General features: G+C 40.0%; 14 protein-coding genes. 6 read left to right on the forward strand and 8 right to left on the reverse strand.

Annotated elements, in window-relative coordinates; all coding sequences use genetic code 11:
• Positions 1 to 92: 92 nt before the first annotated feature.
• From HA632_RS11470 to HA632_RS11505, 8 genes are all read right to left on the reverse strand, one after another.
• A complete protein-coding gene (locus HA632_RS11470; protein WP_176307337.1) occupies positions 93 to 1,988 on the reverse strand; it encodes an acetate--CoA ligase in 1,896 nt (631 codons plus the stop codon).
• A gap of 81 nt (positions 1,989 to 2,069) precedes the next feature.
• Positions 2,070 to 2,435: a response regulator transcription factor gene (locus HA632_RS11475; RefSeq protein ID WP_176307338.1), complete on the reverse strand. Its 366-nt coding sequence runs from the start codon at positions 2,433 to 2,435 to the stop codon at positions 2,070 to 2,072.
• The gene (locus HA632_RS11480) at positions 2,432 to 5,125 is read right to left on the reverse strand and encodes an ATP-binding protein (protein ID WP_176307339.1); all 2,694 of its coding nucleotides are present in this window, start codon (positions 5,123 to 5,125) and stop codon (positions 2,432 to 2,434) included. The genes HA632_RS11475 and HA632_RS11480 overlap by 4 nt, the downstream gene beginning before the upstream one ends.
• Positions 5,118 to 5,312 (reverse strand): hypothetical protein, encoded by a 195-nt coding sequence (locus tag HA632_RS11485; RefSeq protein WP_176307340.1) that lies wholly within the window; start codon positions 5,310 to 5,312, stop codon positions 5,118 to 5,120. The genes HA632_RS11480 and HA632_RS11485 overlap by 8 nt, the downstream gene beginning before the upstream one ends.
• Before the next feature lie 74 nt (positions 5,313 to 5,386).
• A complete protein-coding gene (locus HA632_RS11490; RefSeq protein WP_176307341.1) occupies positions 5,387 to 5,602 on the reverse strand; it encodes a DUF6814 family protein in 216 nt (71 codons plus the stop codon).
• 10 nt (positions 5,603 to 5,612) lie between these two features.
• Positions 5,613 to 7,151, reverse strand: a complete 1,539-nt coding sequence (locus tag HA632_RS11495) for an MFS transporter (protein WP_176307342.1) — start codon at positions 7,149 to 7,151, stop codon at positions 5,613 to 5,615.
• A gap of 21 nt (positions 7,152 to 7,172) precedes the next feature.
• Entirely contained in the window at positions 7,173 to 8,432 is a 1,260-nt protein-coding gene (locus HA632_RS11500) for a DcaP family trimeric outer membrane transporter (protein ID WP_176307343.1), read from the reverse strand.
• Positions 8,433 to 8,530: 98 nt separating this feature from the next.
• A complete protein-coding gene (locus tag HA632_RS11505; protein ID WP_176307344.1) occupies positions 8,531 to 8,950 on the reverse strand; it encodes a helix-turn-helix domain-containing protein in 420 nt (139 codons plus the stop codon).
• A gap of 498 nt (positions 8,951 to 9,448) precedes the next feature.
• Here HA632_RS11505 and HA632_RS11510 point away from each other — a divergent pair, with 498 nt between their 5' ends.
• The 6 genes from HA632_RS11510 to HA632_RS11535 all read left to right on the forward strand — a co-directional run bounded on the left by HA632_RS11510 (position 9,449) and on the right by HA632_RS11535 (position 17,252).
• Positions 9,449 to 10,135 (forward strand): T9SS type A sorting domain-containing protein, encoded by a 687-nt coding sequence (locus tag HA632_RS11510; protein ID WP_176307345.1) that lies wholly within the window; start codon positions 9,449 to 9,451, stop codon positions 10,133 to 10,135.
• Between the two features lie 142 nt (positions 10,136 to 10,277).
• Entirely contained in the window at positions 10,278 to 11,651 is a 1,374-nt protein-coding gene (locus HA632_RS11515; protein WP_176307346.1) for a T9SS type A sorting domain-containing protein, read from the forward strand.
• A 115-nt stretch (positions 11,652 to 11,766) separates the two neighbouring features.
• A complete protein-coding gene (locus HA632_RS11520) occupies positions 11,767 to 12,423 on the forward strand; it encodes a DUF2238 domain-containing protein (protein WP_176307347.1) in 657 nt (218 codons plus the stop codon).
• Between the two features lie 167 nt (positions 12,424 to 12,590).
• On the forward strand, positions 12,591 to 13,196 hold the full coding sequence (locus tag HA632_RS11525) for a flavin reductase family protein (RefSeq protein ID WP_176307348.1): 606 nt from the start codon (positions 12,591 to 12,593) through the stop codon (positions 13,194 to 13,196).
• A gap of 123 nt (positions 13,197 to 13,319) precedes the next feature.
• The gene (locus tag HA632_RS11530) at positions 13,320 to 15,620 is read left to right on the forward strand and encodes a bifunctional salicylyl-CoA 5-hydroxylase/oxidoreductase (protein ID WP_176307349.1); all 2,301 of its coding nucleotides are present in this window, start codon (positions 13,320 to 13,322) and stop codon (positions 15,618 to 15,620) included.
• A 42-nt stretch (positions 15,621 to 15,662) separates the two neighbouring features.
• Positions 15,663 to 17,252: an AMP-binding protein gene (locus tag HA632_RS11535; RefSeq protein ID WP_176307350.1), complete on the forward strand. Its 1,590-nt coding sequence runs from the start codon at positions 15,663 to 15,665 to the stop codon at positions 17,250 to 17,252.
• Positions 17,253 to 17,255: the final 3 nt, after the last annotated feature.

The raw sequence follows: 17,255 nt of genomic DNA on the forward strand, positions 1-17,255 counted from the left end.
CTAAATAAGTATAGTTGTCGGTTGTCGGTTATTGGTTGTCTGTTTGTTGTCAAATAACAGCATCTTATCTCTTTCTTCTTTTCCCTTATTGCTTATTTAAAACTACCTATTTTGGCTAGTTCCAACACTTCTTTAATTTCGTCAATAATGGCTTCATCATCAATGGTGGATGGAATTTGGAAATGATCACCATCGGCAATGCTTCGCAATAATTTGCGCAATATTTTACCGGAACGCGTTTTAGGCAAACGATTTACAATAACCACATCTCTAAGGGAAGCGACGGCACCGATTTGCTCTCTGACCAATTTTACAATTTCGTGTTGGAGTTGGAAGTGTTCTATCGCCTCTCCCAATTTGGTTACCACCAAAGCCAACGGAATTTGTCCTTTCAATTCATCATTTATTCCAATCACCGCACATTCGGCAACGGAATGATGAGATGCCACAATTTCTTCCATTTCAGCAGTTGATAATCTGTGACCGGCAACATTAATCACATCGTCTACGCGACCCGTGATAAAAATATAATCGCTTTCATCTTTAAATCCGCCATCCCCTGAGAAATAATATCCTGGGAATTTCTGCAAATAACCCGCTTGGAAACGATGGTTGTCATTCCAAATATCTAATAAAGTTCCCGGTGGCAAAGGCAATTTGATGACTACATAACCTTCATCATTTGGGCCTAACTCTTGACCGTTTTCGCCTAAGATCATAATGTTATAACCCGAAACCGCTTTGCCTGACGAACCCGGTTTTATGGGTAAATATTCTACTCCCATCATATTGGCAATCATCGGCCAACCCGATTCGGTTTGCCACCAGTGGTCAATCGCCGGAATCGGAATGTGCTCGCGGTACCATTCTAAGGTCGCCACATCACAACGTTCACCGGCTAGGAATTGCGTTCGCAAACTGGATAAATCATATTGCTTGATGAATTCCCCATTAGGATCTTCTTTTTTGATGGCGCGAATGGCTGTTGGTGCCGTAAACATGACACTAACTTTATGCTCGGCAATCACACGCCAAAACGTACTCGCATCAGGTGTTTTGATGGGTTTTCCTTCGAAAACTATAGTAGTATTTCTGTTGATTAACGGTCCGTAAACAATAAAGCTATGGCCTACAACCCAACCCACATCAGACGCCGCCCAAAAGACTTCGCCGGGTTTAACACCATAGATTTTTTGCATAGAGAATTTAAGTGCTACCGCATAACCGCCGGTATCGCGAACGATGCCTTTGGGTTTCCCTGTCGTGCCCGAAGTGTACAAAACATACAACGGATGCGTAGTTTCTACCGGCACACAATCGGCTTCTTCTGAACCGTATACTAAAGCGTCGTAATCAACATCGTATTTCTTAAACGGGATTCTGGCTCCGAGTTTTCTGTTCAGAACTACCACTTTTTTAGGTTTATGTTCGGCCAATTCAATCGCTTCGTCTACCAAAGGTTTGTAGGCAATCAATCGGTCAATTTCAATTCCTGATGAAGCGGTGATGATAACTCTTGGTTTACAATCATCAATTCGAATGGCTAATTCGTGTGGCGCAAAACCACCAAAAACCACGGAATGCGTAACACCTATTCGGGCGCAAGCCAACATGGCAAAAGTGGCTTGCGGAATCATGGGCATGTAAATAATGGCGGTGTGTCCTTTTTTTAATCCCAAAGACAATAAACCACCGGCCAATCTTGCAACCTCTGATTTGACTTCGTTATACGTATATTTTTTTACCGTTTGGGTTACAGGCGAATCGTAAATGATGGCAATTTGGTCTCCGAAACCATCATTGATGTGTTTGTCTAAAGCCAAATAACAAGCGTTCAAACTGCCATCTTTGTACCATAACGGATAACCGGTTTCGTCTGCGGATAGTATATTTTGCGGTTGTGTAAACCAATCGATTTCATGGGCTTGTGCTGCCCAGAATTTTTCAGGATTTTCAATGCTTTGGTTGTATAGTTCTTGGTATTTCATGGTTGGGTTTTGAATGTAGTTATGACATCCTTTTCGTTTGAAAAAGACAAGGTATTGTTCAATAAATAGTTGTTTAAAAGCTTAGTTTTCCAATAGTTCGTTGACTTGTTCTACTACTTTTTTGATGGAAAAAGGCTTGGTTAAATAGGCATCGGCACCGAGTGCCATTCCTTTTTCGATATCGCTTTCTTTGTTTTTGGCAGAAAGGAAAATCACTTTGCAGTGGTTGAGCTGTTCGTTCTTTTTGATTTGTTCCAAAGTTTCAAATCCATCCACCAGAGGCATCATGATATCGAGGATGATAATATCGGGAAACTGAGTTTTTAAAATATCCAAAGCTTCCTGACCGTCGCGGGCAATAAACACTTCAAAGTTGTTCTTTTTGAAAGTGTATTCCAATGACATTACAATGTTGGGTTCGTCGTCTACTATTAAAATCTTTTTCATGGCTGCTGTTTTTTGGGTATTGTAAAACTCAAACACGCACCGCCGGTAGCATTATTGGTGGCCCAAATTTTCCCTTTGTGGTGTTCGATAATTTGTTTGCAAATCGCTAATCCTAATCCGCTGCCAATAGGCTTTTTAAAATTCTGATTGGTCGATTGATAGAACTTGTCAAATATGTTTTCAAAATCATTCGGAGCGATTCCTTTACCATTGTCACTCACTTCCACTTGCACAAAATCGTGCTTGTCATAAACCGCTAAAGTAATTAAACCATTGTGATCCGGACAAAACTTAATCGCATTCGACACCAAATTGGTCACCACTTGCACAATTCTATCCTCATCAAAATCGGCTTTCAGATTACCGTTGCCTTCCACATGTACGTGAATGTACTTATTGTTGATGAGCTGTTGCAGAGGTTCAATAGCATTTTCAATCGTTTCCAAAACCTTGTGTGTAGCAAAGTTAACTTTTTGACGGCCGGTTTCAAACTTTTCTAAGTCGAGAATTTTATCAATCAAGCGATTCAATCGGTCTGATTCTGAAATAATGTTTTGCAAAAACTGTTTGCGCAGTTCTTCCGGAATTTCATCATCGTCGTATAAAATCTCGCTCGAAGCCCGAATAGCGGTAATTGGCGTTCGCAATTCGTGGGTAACCGTATCTAAGAATTCGTCTTTTTGTTTGTCTTTTTCCATCAACGAAACGTTGGCTTCGTGGAGTTTGGCAGAGATTTCTTTAAGCTCATTAGAGGTTTCTGTCAATTTTTTATTGATGATGATATTCTCTTTGGATTCTTCCAAAATCTTTAAAACTTCGGGTAAAGTTATCTTTTCTTCTTTGACCACGCTGGAAATCAATATTTTGGCGGAAGCCGTACCGATGTGACCGGTCAATAGGTTTTCGGAGAATTTAATCAAACGCGCATCGGCCAGTTCTTCGTTTTTGTCTACGTTGTATTTTACGTTGAAAATGTTCATTGCACGTTTAGTTCGCTCTTCGCCTAAGAATTTAATCAGCACTTTTTCAATATCGGTTCGATAAGCCGTACCTTTCCATACAAACGCATTTTCATGCATAGTGATGTATTTGTTGATGTCGAGGAACATTTCGGCATAATTGCGCTCGCGGTAATTGCCTTTGAAACTCACCGAAACGGCGATGTAAATCATGAAGTTGAACAACAAACTCCAAAACAACGCATGCGGTACGGGTTGCAAATAATCTAATCCGAAAAGCTGTAAGGGTTTTAGCAATTTGATGCCAAATAAACCTTCGGTGATAAAGGAAGTATCGGAGGATGTTATGCCTAAAGCGTAAGGCACTAACAAAGTGTACAAGCAAATCACAAAACCCACAATTAAGCCCGAAACCGCTCCGGTTCGTGAACCTCTTCGCCAGAATAGAGCGCCGAAAAACGAGGGTGCCAATTGGGCAATAATGACAAAAGCGACTAATCCGATAGAGAACAAACTGTAATCTAGAGCGAAGTAACGGTAGAGGAAATAAGAAATGATAATGAGCGAGAAAATCCCAATCTTACGAATGTTGACAATCTTTTTGTTGATTGTAGTTTGTTCGTTGTGTTTTAGTCTTCCCAACAAACCATAAGGAATAATCAAGTTGTTACTCACCATCGTTGACAATCCGATAGAAGAAACGACTATCATCGAAATCGCCGCCGAAAATCCGCCCAGAAAAACCATAACGGTCAAAGTCTTATTGTCAAAAAACTGCGGAATTAATAACGAATACGTGTCGGAATTCACACTTTGTCCATCGAATAAAATATTGCCGCCCCAAGCAATTGGATACACAAAAATGTTGAACAATAACAAATACAACGGAAACAACCAAACTGCAGTATTTACGTGATTCTCTCTGGTATTTTCTATCACCGAAACCTGAAACTGTCTTGGTAACAAAAAGATGGCGAATAATGAAAGTATGCACAGGAAAAACCAATTGATGGCTTGCGGTAATCCGCCGATGGTGTTTTTTTGTTGGAAGTGTTCCAGCAAAGAAGCTTTGGCATAAATATCATCAAAACCGTCAAAGACAAAGAACGTCACATACACACCGATGATAATAAAGAAAACCAATTTCAATACGCTTTCTAAAGCCACAGCAGTTACAATTCCTTTACGTTTTTCGGAAGCATCAACGTAGCGCGTTCCGTAGATGGAAGCAAATATGGCTAAGGCAAAAGCCACGTAAGTTGTACTGTCGTCAAAGATATTGGAACTCGATTCGGTTTGGGTTACAATGTGAAAAGTTTCTGAAATTGCTTTGAGTTGTAAAGCGATGTAGGGCAAAATACCAAACAAGCAGACAATGGTAACGACTGCTCCTAAAAATCGGCTGTTGCCATAACGAAGGGAAATAAAATCGGCGATGCTGGACACTTTATTGACTCTCGAAATTCGGATAATCTTCTTCAAGATAATCATCCATGCCGGAATGACGATGATGGGCCCGAGATAAATCGGTAAATAGTTCAGCCCCGAATTGGCGGCCACACCAATACTGCCGTAATACGTCCATGCCGTACAATAAACCGCCAGGGAAAGCGAATAGATATAGGGATTGTTAGTCCATTTTGAGTTTCCTTTTTTTTCTGCCCAATGGGCAATAAAAAAAAGAATTCCCAAGTAAAGTGCCAATATGATTAATAAGACTATACTATTCATGGTAGCGCTTTATGATGATAAAAGACAATAAAATGGAAAACAACCACACCGAAAAAATGTAAATATAAATTACGGGAAACCCCATAACACTCTCGGCACTATCAAACAGCAATAGTATCGGAAGATTTAATCCGATAAGCAGTACCATCGAGATGATTACTAATTTTTGTTGGTGTCTTTGCTTCATTTATTTTTCAAATATAAAAAGCCAAAAGCCCTTAACGAATTAAGAGCTTGAGGCAACCAATTAACTATTTTGAATTAATCTTCATATTCATTTGTTAAGGCATACCACCCGAAGATGGTTAATCCGGTTACAATCAAAGGTAATAATACAAAAAATATAATTATCCCGAAAACCAAATCGTCTTGTTTTCCTGAGGTTAACTTTCCTCCGAAAATACCGATGGCATAGTACGCTACAGCTATCGCTAAAGCAATCCAAACTATTCCTAAAATCTTCTTTACTGTGTTCATAGTTTCTGTTTTAGTCGTGAAGTGTATTAATTTTTCTGTCGATGTAAATCATACCGATGACAAAACATACGGCTGCAATTCCAATCGGATACCATAATCCTTCGAGATAGAACTCGGCATCACCGGCATCTTTGGCTTGTGTAACAAAATAAGTAGAGATAGCCGGAAGCAATCCTCCAAAGATACCATTTCCAACGTGATAAGGCAATGACATTGAAGTATATCTGATTTTCACCGGGAACATTTCTACTAAGAAAGCCGCGATTGGACCGTAAACCATCGTTACAAATATTACTTGAATGAAGACCATAAGCACTAAGAACCATTTGTCGGTGCTGTTGATGGTTTTAGTTACTTTGGTTTCGATTTTATCTTTGCCTTTGTCATCCACCATTAACTTACCGGCTTCAAAATGAAGGGTTTTGATTTCCTCTACTTTCGTTCCGTCAGTGTACTCTCTTGTAGTAGTATAAATAGAATCCATTTTAGTAGCATCAACTTCTTTCATCGATGGCACCACTTTGGTATTGGCAGCAATTTCCGTTTTCTTACTCAAATCGGTACTGTCATACATGGCTCTGTATATCGGTCGGTAAAGGAAAATAGCCAATAACATACCTGTCATCATGATTGATTTTCTACCCCATTTGTCACTCAACCAACCAAAGACTACGAAGAAAGGTGTGCCTAAGATTAAGGCGATTCCCAATAGCATATCTACTTGAGAAGAGTCGATGCTTTGTACTGTTTTTAAGAAGTTCATCGCATAGAATTGTCCAGTATACCAAACTACTCCTTGACCCATTGTGGCTCCGAACAAAGCCAACAAGACAAACTTTAAATTGTATTTGTTACCAAAACTTTCTTTTAACGGATTGGTTGATGTTTTTCCTTCTGATTTGGCTTTAGCAAACACCGGAGATTCTTCCATGTTTTTACGGATAAGGTAAGATACATAAACCATTAGGATAGAAACCCAAAACGGTACTCTCCAACCCCATTCGTCAAAGGCTTCTTTAGACAATAAGCTTTTGGTTAATAAAATTACCATTAACGAAATGAATAATCCAACGGTGGCAGTGGTTTGAATCCATGAAGTCCAATAACCTTTTTCACCTTTAGGAGCATGTTCCGCCACATAAGTTGCAGCGCCTCCGTATTCTCCTCCAAGGGCTAAACCTTGTAACAAACGAAGGATTAAGACTAAAATCGGTGCAGCAAAACCAATGGTTTCATAACTTGGGATACACCCAATTACGAAGGTCGCTCCACCCATTAACATCAAGGTCACCATAAAAGTGTACTTTCTTCCGATAAGATCACCTAATCGTCCGAAGAATAAGGCTCCGAAAGGACGCACTACGAAACCGGCGGCAAAAGTTGCCAAAGTGGACAAAAATGCAGCTGTTGGATTGTCTGTAGGGAAAAATTTGGTTGATAATACTACGGCCAAACTACCGAAGATGTAAAAATCATACCATTCAATCATGGTTCCCATAGAGGAAGCGGAAATCACTTTCCAAATTCCTTTTGTTTTTTTATCGCTCATACTATATAAATTGGTTGGTTATTAAAAACTGTAAGCACAAGAAATCATGGCTCTGAAATTGCCTACTTTCTTATTGTTGCCGTCAAAGGTAGCGTCGGGTTTAATATCGCCCCAAGTAGCTCCTGTGTATTCAATTTCCGGCGTGATTCTAAATTTGTTTTGTTTGAAATCTACTCTGCCCGAAACCCTCATAACGTTATCAACGCCGCGAGTTCCGGCAAAACCTCTACCATAAAGTGTAGTTGGATTGTCTTTGCTCACACCGTCTGTTTTAGTGTACCCAAAGAATAATCCCGGGGCAACACTTTTACCGTTGCTCGCAATGTCTACCCACATAGCGGTGGTTTTGATTCCTTCATAAGTTTCCACTTCTCCCGGAACAGTATATCCGGCAAAACCGCCCAACATTACTAGGTTGTACATATTTTTACCGCTGATTCCGTAAGCTTTGATGTGGAATTTGTCATTGTTGTATTTGAAGTAACCTACAACTGAAGTGGTATTGACTTTCTCAGAAGTGGCTAGTCCATTGCTTACCGTTAAGGGTTGCAATGATTTGTATTCAAATCCCAAACCGGCTATCCAGTTGGTGTTTTTGAATTGGAATTGCCCGTGTAGCGTTGGCAACGGTGAATTAAATGAAGCCGAGTTTTGTGTACCACCGGTAGCTGTAGCTGTGGTGAACTCTCTTTCTTTGTAGGCGGTTAAGGCAAAAGACAATTCTTTGGTAAAGTTTTGTTTAATGCGGGCTTGAGAAACCCAACCAAAAGGATTGAACATAATCCCGGTACTAAAGTTAGCTACGCCCGGAAATACCTCAGGGATAAAAGTTGGATACCAAGTTTGCCCCAAGGTTAAGCTGGTTTTCTCCCAATCAAGGGTTACATAAGCGTGACGTAAACGGAATAAACCAATAGTAGCTTCCGTGTTACCGAAGAAATCACCCTCTAAAGTTCCTGAAGTTTTGGCACCCCAAACATTTGGTCCTTTGGCTTTTACTCCTAAACGAGAGACTACCGATAAGAAGTTGGAAGCACCGGCATCATTCAAATCGTCACCATTTGCATCTAATTGCTCATCTAACGGGTACAGATTTAAGTTGTATTCACGTACTTGTGCAGAACGTCGGGTATCCCAAATGTAATCGGTTCTAATGAAACCGTACATACTTACATCCCATTCTTTGGCGGGCGTCGCAGGCGTCGCTGCCGGTGCCGGAGTCGTTTGCGCATGGCCTGAGAGAGAACCAATGGCAAAGGTTAATAATAATAGTTTTTTCATAATTTGAATTGTTGGTTTTGGTTATATTTTGTTCGACCAAATTCTAACAATTTGTGAATGAAAAAAATTGTGATATATATTATTGTAAATTACTATAGCTAATCTTTAAAGCGCTCCCATTTTATAAGCATAAACTTGTCGCCCAGCTCGGTTATAATCATGCCGGCTCCTTTGAGAACTTCTTTATTTTTGAGGAATTCAACCAACTCTAGATGGTTGTATATCTTATAGGTTGGATGGTAATCAGTATGATTAGGCTTGGAGATTTTGAACTCCTTGACCCAGTTGCTTACGGTAACGTGCGAAACGCCTATAATACGCTCTATTTCTCGGTAGCTTAAACCTTCCAAATACAACTGCAAAGCTTTGGTGACATAGTAACTGTCAATCTTTTTACCTAGTTTGTTAACGGTGAAATAGTAATTGCATTTTTTGCATAAAAACCTTTGTCTGTCTTTGATAACACCACTTTTGACTATGGCATCACTTTGGCATTTGGGACAAGATAAAATCTCCATATATATAAATTTTGCATAAATATACTTATTTAGCAAATATACAAAAGTGTTTTTGATAATTTTTTTAGTTAAAAATTACACAACCATTAATTTTATTAGGTTTTTATTATGGAATTGGTAATTATACCGGAATTACTCTTTTAAGGTTAGTTTTTTTGGTTAATAGCTTTAACCAACATTTACCACCCTATGATCCGACATACTATTTTCAAAATACTTTTCCTTCAATCAATAGTTTTGCTTAAAGATGACTATTGATGGTTACTAATGACCTTTCAAATCGTAATTTATAAATCGCTCTTGGGGTGTTTTGAGGTCATGTTCGCAGAATTGGTGCTTTGCACGAGCATCGGTAAAAACAAAACTCAAAAAAAACACATTTAAATTTGAGAACTGTGCTATTTTTATTATATTAGCAAGGTTGCCGTCTTCTTCTCTCTAGAAGTTTGCAGCAAAGTTTATTCCTCCCCAAATTTATTAACTTAACCCAACAAAAAGATGAAGCATTTATTGACTTTAATTTCGATGATTTACAGTGTAAACTGTCTTGCTCAAAGCCCTAATCCGGATTTATTTCAAACTTGGTATTTATACGATTATTATTCTACTGATGACAATATTCATCACCCTATTACAGCAGTAACACCTTCTATATCGCCTTATGTTACTTTTTTTGACACAATGATTTTTGATGGGATGGGCGCTTGTAATTCATTTAGCGGAATTATTGATACCCCGGCTGAAGGTGTATTGGCACCCAATGATTTTTCAAGCACACTACTTAGTTGCGGTTCTCCGGAACACATATCTTTTGAAGAAGCCTTTTTCTCCTTCATGCAGTACGGTGGACAATTTTACTTATCCGGAGAAGGAAATAATATGCATCTAATGATTTCTAATCCCATATTCATAAATTATGCCTTTAGAAATTCTCAACTGAGTACTTCAAGTTTTGACGCAAAACAAGTTACAGTCTATCCTAATCCCACTGATTATAAATTCTTTGTTAATTCTCAAAACAATGTGATCGACAAAATTGAAATCTTTAATTCGATTGGCCAAACAGTTAAAACCTTAAACAATAATTTTGAGGTCATAGATATGTCTGATTTTACCTCAGGGGTTTATTCCATTAAAATCTATTTAGAAGACAAAACCGTTCTAAAAAAAATTACAAAAAAATAGAATACAATACCTAGCAACTAAAAGCAACTGTGACTAGTATGTAACCATAGTGAGGATGAGTTTATAAGATGATTGCTTTCTAAATTCAAAAAAGAATTTTAAATTTGAAATCATCAGTAATAAATTGTCATAATAACAAACTATGATTAAAAAATACCTATTCATAACCCTGCTAATCCACTTTTGTGCTGCAAACAGCCAATGCTGGCAAATAAGTGCAGACGGAAACCATTGTTTGGTTTTTAAATCCGACGGCAATCTTTTTGGCTGGGGCAATAGTTACAATGGTCAACTGGCCACCGCCTCCAGCAGCACTTATGCTGTACCTACCGCAATTGGTACCGGTTCGGTTTGGAATGTAGTATCGGCAGGTCAATTGGTTACCTTAGGTATAAAAAGCAACGGCTCTATGTGGGCTACCGGTAGCAATCAATACGGTCAGTTGGGGAATGCTAATCTTTCTTTTTACCAATTTGGCTTTGTCAGAATTGGAACAGCTAACGACTGGAACAAAGCATTCGCAGGTACCAATCAGTGTTTTGCTCTTAAAACCGATGGCACGCTATGGGGCTGGGGCGACAACAGCGAAGGTGAATTAGGAACCGGCGGAATCGCACCCAGCTATACCCCTATTCAAATTACTACCGGCACCGATTGGAATTATATCTCCACAGGCATGCATCATGTACTAGCGCTTAAAAACAACGGAAGATTATGGGGTTGGGGATACAACACTGACGGACAATTAGGCCTGGGCACCGGCGCTATGCGAACGACACCCGGACCTATTGGCAGCGATACTTGGTTGGCCATATCAGCAGGTTATACTCACTCTGTGGGGATAAAATCTAATGGCACTTTATGGGGTACCGGTCGTAATATTTCGGGAGAACTGGGCGACGGAACCAATACTAGCAAAAACACCTTTGTTCAAATCGGTACCGATACCAATTGGCAAAGTGTGTCTTGTGGGGCAGGTTTTTCGCTGGCCATTAAAACTGATGGCAGCTTATGGGCTTGGGGCAATAATAGCAACGGAACATTAGGACTTGGAAATTACATCAATGTGAATACACCTACCCGTGTAGGCACAGCTTCCAACTGGCAAACCGTTAACGCGGGAGTCAGTCATAGTATGGGACTAAAAAGTGACGGTTCAATATGGGTTTGGGGTAATAATCTGTACAACCAATTGGGAATTGGGGCTATTTACACCAATATCCCAAGAACTGCACCTACCCGTGTGGCCAACACCGATTGCCAGTTTTTAGAGATGGAGTCTTTTGCAACAGAAATCATTAGTATTTATCCCAATCCGGTAACTGACACTTTAAACATCTCTTGTGACGCACTCACACTTGATGTCATCATCATAACCGATGCACTAGGAAAAGAAATACTAAACGAAAAAAACAACCCAAGAACTATTGATGTATCACATTTAAAATCTGGTTTGTACTTTATCCAATGCCAATCGGGGAATAATATTTTTACCAAGAAATTCATTAAATCTTAGTCATTTGTATCCTGAATAATAAACAACTGAAAAAAGTCGGCCTGGTGTTGGCTTTTGTTGTTTTTACCAACTGTTTCCATTTTTTTTCTACATTCGTTTTCTAAACCACTTCATCATGTCATTTACCATCGCTATTTCGCCCACGAGAACTCCGTTTAACAAAAACCCATGGCTGTGGGCTTTTCTAAGCGTATTTACTATCATCTGGATCAGCACTTTGATCGGAACCAACGATATGAATAACTGGCTGCTCGAAAATACCTTGACCGTTTTGTTCTTTGTCTTTCTTATCATTTCTTTTAAAAAATACCAATTCAGCGACCTATCCTATCTACTGATTTGTGTGTATTTGTGTTTGCATGTTTATGGTGCGAAATATACTTATGCCGAAAACCCTTTTGGTTATTGGCTAAAAGATTACATGGGTTGGGAACGCAACCACTATGACCGTATCGTCCACTTCAGTTTTGGTTTTTTATTGGCTTATCCCATGAGAGAATTATTCTTAAAATGGGTTAAATATCCTAATATGGTGGCGTGGGTCTTGCCTATTGAAATTACCCTTTCCATTAGCGGTTTTTATGAATTGATAGAATGGGCCGTAGCCGATTTGTTCTTCCCGGCGCAAGGAGATGCTTACCTAGGTACTCAAGGCGATATTTGGGATGCACAAAAAGATATTTTCTTGGCATTTCTGGGCGCTATTCTCGCTACTACTATCGTGTCATTGGTCAAAAAAGCTTTTAAAATTCACGAAAGCAAGAAGGATTGATTGGAATCACATTATTTCGTAAAGATTGATTTAGCAACTCATTAAATCATCCTTTGTAATCTTTTATATTTAAAAATAAGAGATTCCTAAATTTTCAGTTTCGAAAATGAGAATCAGCTAAAAATTATCAAAAAAATAGCTTTAATTTGTAGTAAACAAACAACAACATGCTATTTGATCCTAACGAGCTCGAGTATTCGGCTGTTTACAAACTACTAACCGGCGCTATTGTCCCAAGACCAATCGGATGGATTTCTTCGATTAGCGAAGAAGGCATCAACAACTTAGCGCCTTTCTCCTATTTTAATGCCGTTGGCGAAGATCCGCCTCACGTCATGTTTGCCGCAGGAAGAGGCAACAATACCAACAAAGACACTTTAAACAATGTACTGGCTACCAAACAGTTTGTGGTCAACATGGTCACTGAAGATTTGGCCGAGCAAATGAATACCACGGCACAATCAGTTCCTGCAGAAGTCGACGAATTTGCATTGGCCGGCGTTACTCCTGTTGCAGCTGTCAAAGTAAAACCCATGAGAGTGAAAGAAAGTAAAATCACTTTCGAATGCGAATTGGTTCACCATTACTTCCTCGAAGACCATAAAAACGGAGGCGCTTGTGTGGTCATTGGACGCATCGTCATGATGCATTTTGAAGATGATGTACTGTTAGACAATTACAAAATCAATTTAGAAACCTATAAACCAATCTCAAGATTAGCCGGTTCTAATTATGCCAAATTAGGAGAGTTGTTCTCCATCAAAAGAGGGTAAATTCACCATTAAGAAGTTTTTAAAAAAAGAGGCATTAAACCTAAACTTAACTCCTTAATGTTTAAAAATGAAAAATCAAACACTCAGTTGCTTAGTGACTCAGAAACTCAGAAACTTTAAAAAATGAAAATAGCAGTTATAGGCGGTGGTCCGGGCGGACTTTACTTTTCCATACTAACCAAAAAAGCAATGCCGCATTGCCAAATAGATGTGTACGAACGCAACAAACCCGACGATAGTTTTGGTTTTGGCGTAGTGTTCTCTGATGAAACCCTTGGCGAATTCCTGAAACGCGATATGCAATCGTATGAGTTAATCCGCAGTCAATTTGCCTATTGGGATGACATCATCGTGGCGCGTGACGGGCAAGAAGTCAGCATCGCAGGAAACGGTTTTTGTGGTTGTTCCCGAAAAACATTACTCAAATTATTACACCAACGCTGTCGCGAAGAAGGGGTCAATCTTCATTTTGAACAGAATATTGACGACTTAAGTCAATACCAAGACGCCGACATCATCTTGGCTTCCGACGGAATTGCCAGTGGCATCAGAACGCAATACGAATCAGCATTCGGCACCAAAATCACGTTAAAGAAAAACCGTTTTGTTTGGTTGGGATCTACCAAACCATTAGACGCCTTTACTTATTTCTTCAGAACGACACCTCACGGTGTAATGGTGGCGCATACCTACCAATACGAAGCCGGCATGAGCACTTGGATATTTGAATGCAGCGACGAAACTTGGCAAAAACACGGCTTTGAAGTGACCAATGAAGCCGATACGATGGCCAAAATTGCGGAAATCTTCAAAGAAGAACTCGACGGACATCCATTGATTTCTAACAAATCGCATTGGCGTCAGTTTCCGCATGTGACCAATGAAAAATGGTTCCACAAGAATATCGTTTTATTAGGCGATGCCAAAGCTACCGCACATTACTCCATCGGTTCAGGCACTAAGTTGGCCATGGATTGTGCCATAGGTTTATCAGACGCCGTAATTGCTAACCCGAACAATGTGCAAGCCGCATTCGAACAATACGATAAAACCCGCAGAAATACGGTAGAAATGATTCAGTATGCCGCTTTGGTTTCGCTCGATTGGTTTGAACACATGGATAGAAATAACCAACATCCGTTCTATCAATTTGCCTTTGGCTGCATGACCCGTTCGAAAAAAGTAACCTTTGAAAACTTAAGACTAAGAGACAAATCATTTACTGATAAAGTACTTCAAGAGTTCAATTATAATAGCAATGGTAATAATCAAATTTTGCCTGCGGCATTCACCCAATTCAAACTCCGTGATTTAACATTAGAAAACCGAATTGTCATGTCTCCCATGGGACAATACTCAGCGGTTGATGGCAAAGTTTCCGATTGGCATTTGGTGCATTACGGAAGCAGAGCAACCGGCGGTGTCGGACTAATCATTACCGAAATGACCGCCGTTTCAGAAACAGGACGAATCACTTTAGGTTGTGCTGGTATTTACACTCAGGAACAATTAGTTGACTGGAAAAAGATAACCGATTTTATCCATCAAAACAGCCAAGCCAAAATCGGAATTCAGTTAGGCCATTCCGGTCGAAAAGGCGCAACGAAAAAACCTTGGGAAGGTCAAAACGAACCCATAGAGTTGCCTTGGGATTTGATTTCGGCTTCGCCAATAGCATTCAATGAAAAGTTCCCTATTCCGAAAGAAATGACTTCCGAGGATATGGATTTAATCGTTTCCCAATTTGTCCAAGCGACCAAAAATGCCGACCAAGCCGGATTTGATTTAATCGAATTACAAGCCCACCACGGTTTCTTATTAGCCTCTTTCCTATCGCCTTTGACCAACATCAGAACAGACGAATTTGGCGGTACCATCGAAAACCGATTAAAATTTCCGTTAAGGGTTTTCAACGAAATGCGAAAGGCTTTTCCGCCACACAAACCCATGTCAGTAAGAATCTCTGCTTCGGATTGGGCACAAAACGGAATTTCAGAAGAAGAGGTTATCACCATAGCAACCGCTTTCAAAAACGCCGGCGCCGATATCATCAACGTTTCTACCGGAAATACTGTGGCGAATCAAAAACCACAAGTCGGCCGAATGTGGCAAACACCTTTTGCCGATGCGGTAAGAAATACAGTTCACATCCCAACCATAACCACCGGTTACATTCAAGACATTGACCAAATTAATACGATTATATTAAACGGCAGAGCTGATTTGGTGGCATTGGGCCGACCGTTATTAGCCGATGCTCATTTTGTTCGGAACGCTCAAGCCTATGAGCAATTTGAAGCTAGCGACATTCCAAACCAATACAAAGCCGGAAGTTCGCATTTATATCCGTTAAAAGCCGCCGAAAGAAAGCAAACGGAAGGCATGAAAAAAGCGCTAAAACCCAAAAGCAATAAAAAAGAATAAACCTTAGAACCTTAGCACCTCAGCGCCTTAGAACCTAAAAAAATGAAATACTACGACGACAACTTTACCCATCACCACTTGCCTAGCCCGGAATTACAGCCCGACTATGTTTTCTTAGACTTACCGCAGTTCAACCGTCCGGAAATGCTGAATTGTGTTGAAGTACTTTTGGACAACCACATTAAAGAAGGTCGTGGAAACAATATCTGCATCCGTACTTTTGAAACCACTTGGACTTACCAAGATTTATACGAAAAAGCCAATCAGATTGCGCATGTTTTAGTCGAAGATTTAGGATTAAAATCAGGCAACAGAGTATTGATTCGTTCTGCTAACAACCCAATGATGGTGGCTTGTTGGTTTGCCATTTTAAAAGCCGGAGGAATCGTGGTAGCCACTATGCCTTTGTTGCGTGCCAAAGAATTAACCACCATAATCGATTGTGCCGAAATCTCTCATGCCATCTGCGACCATAGTTTAGCTGACGAAATGCATTTGGTTAAAACAGAGCATTTACAATCGGTTTGCTTTTACGGTAATTCCACATTGGAAGCTTTGATGGCAAACAAACCAACAACTTTCACCAATTACCACACCAAATCCGATAGCATCGCCTTAATCGGCTTTACTTCGGGAACGACAGGTTTGCCTAAAATGACGTCGCACTTTCACAAAGACATTGTCAACATTTGCGAAGCGTTTCCGCAATATTCACTCCAACCGACAGCTGACGACATCTTTACCGGAAGTCCGCCTCTTGGCTTTACCTTTGGTCTCGGCGGCTTGGTTTTGTTTCCAATGTATTTCGGTGCTTCGACTTTCTTAATTGAAAAACCAACACCGGATATGCTTTTGCAAGCGATTCAGGATTATAAAATTACCATTTGTTTTACCGCGCCAACAGCCTGGCGAATCATCACGACCAAAGTAACAGATTTCGACATTTCCAGCTTGCGCAAATGTGTTTCCGCCGGTGAGACTTTACCATTAAAAGTCTGGCAAGATTGGTACGATGTGACCGGACTAAAAATAATCGATGGCATTGGTGCAACCGAAATGTTGCATATCTTTATCTCTTCGAATGAAGCGAATATGAAACCCGGCGCTACGGGCGTGGCAATTACCGGATACGAAGCCAAAGTAGTGGATTCGGAAGGAAATGAAGTGGCTGTTAATGAACCCGGGAAATTGATGGTTCGGGGTATTACCGGTTGTAAATATTTAAACCGAGAAGACAAGCAAAGAGAATACGTGCAAAACGGTTGGAACTTTACCGGCGATATTTTCCGGCAAGATGAAGAAGGTTATTTTTGGTTTGTAGCGCGTGGTGATGATATGATAATTTCTTCGGGCTATAATATTGCGGCAATTGAAGTCGAAAGCGTGCTTTTGACCCATGAAGAAATTTTAGAATGTGCTGTAGTCGGTTTACCCGATGAAGAACGAGGCATGCTGGTTTGCGCCCACATTGTACTGAAAGAACAAAGTAAAGCTACCGATAATATGAAAAACCATATACAACACTGGTTCAAGGAAGTAGCAGCACCGTATAAATATCCGAGAGTGATTTATTTTACCGAAGCTTTGCCTAAAACAGAGACCGGAAAAATACAACGCTTTAAATTGAAATAGCCT

The sequence above is a fragment of the Flavobacterium sp. J49 genome (assembly GCF_011742145.1).
Classification (GTDB): Bacteria; Bacteroidota; Bacteroidia; order Flavobacteriales; family Flavobacteriaceae; genus Flavobacterium.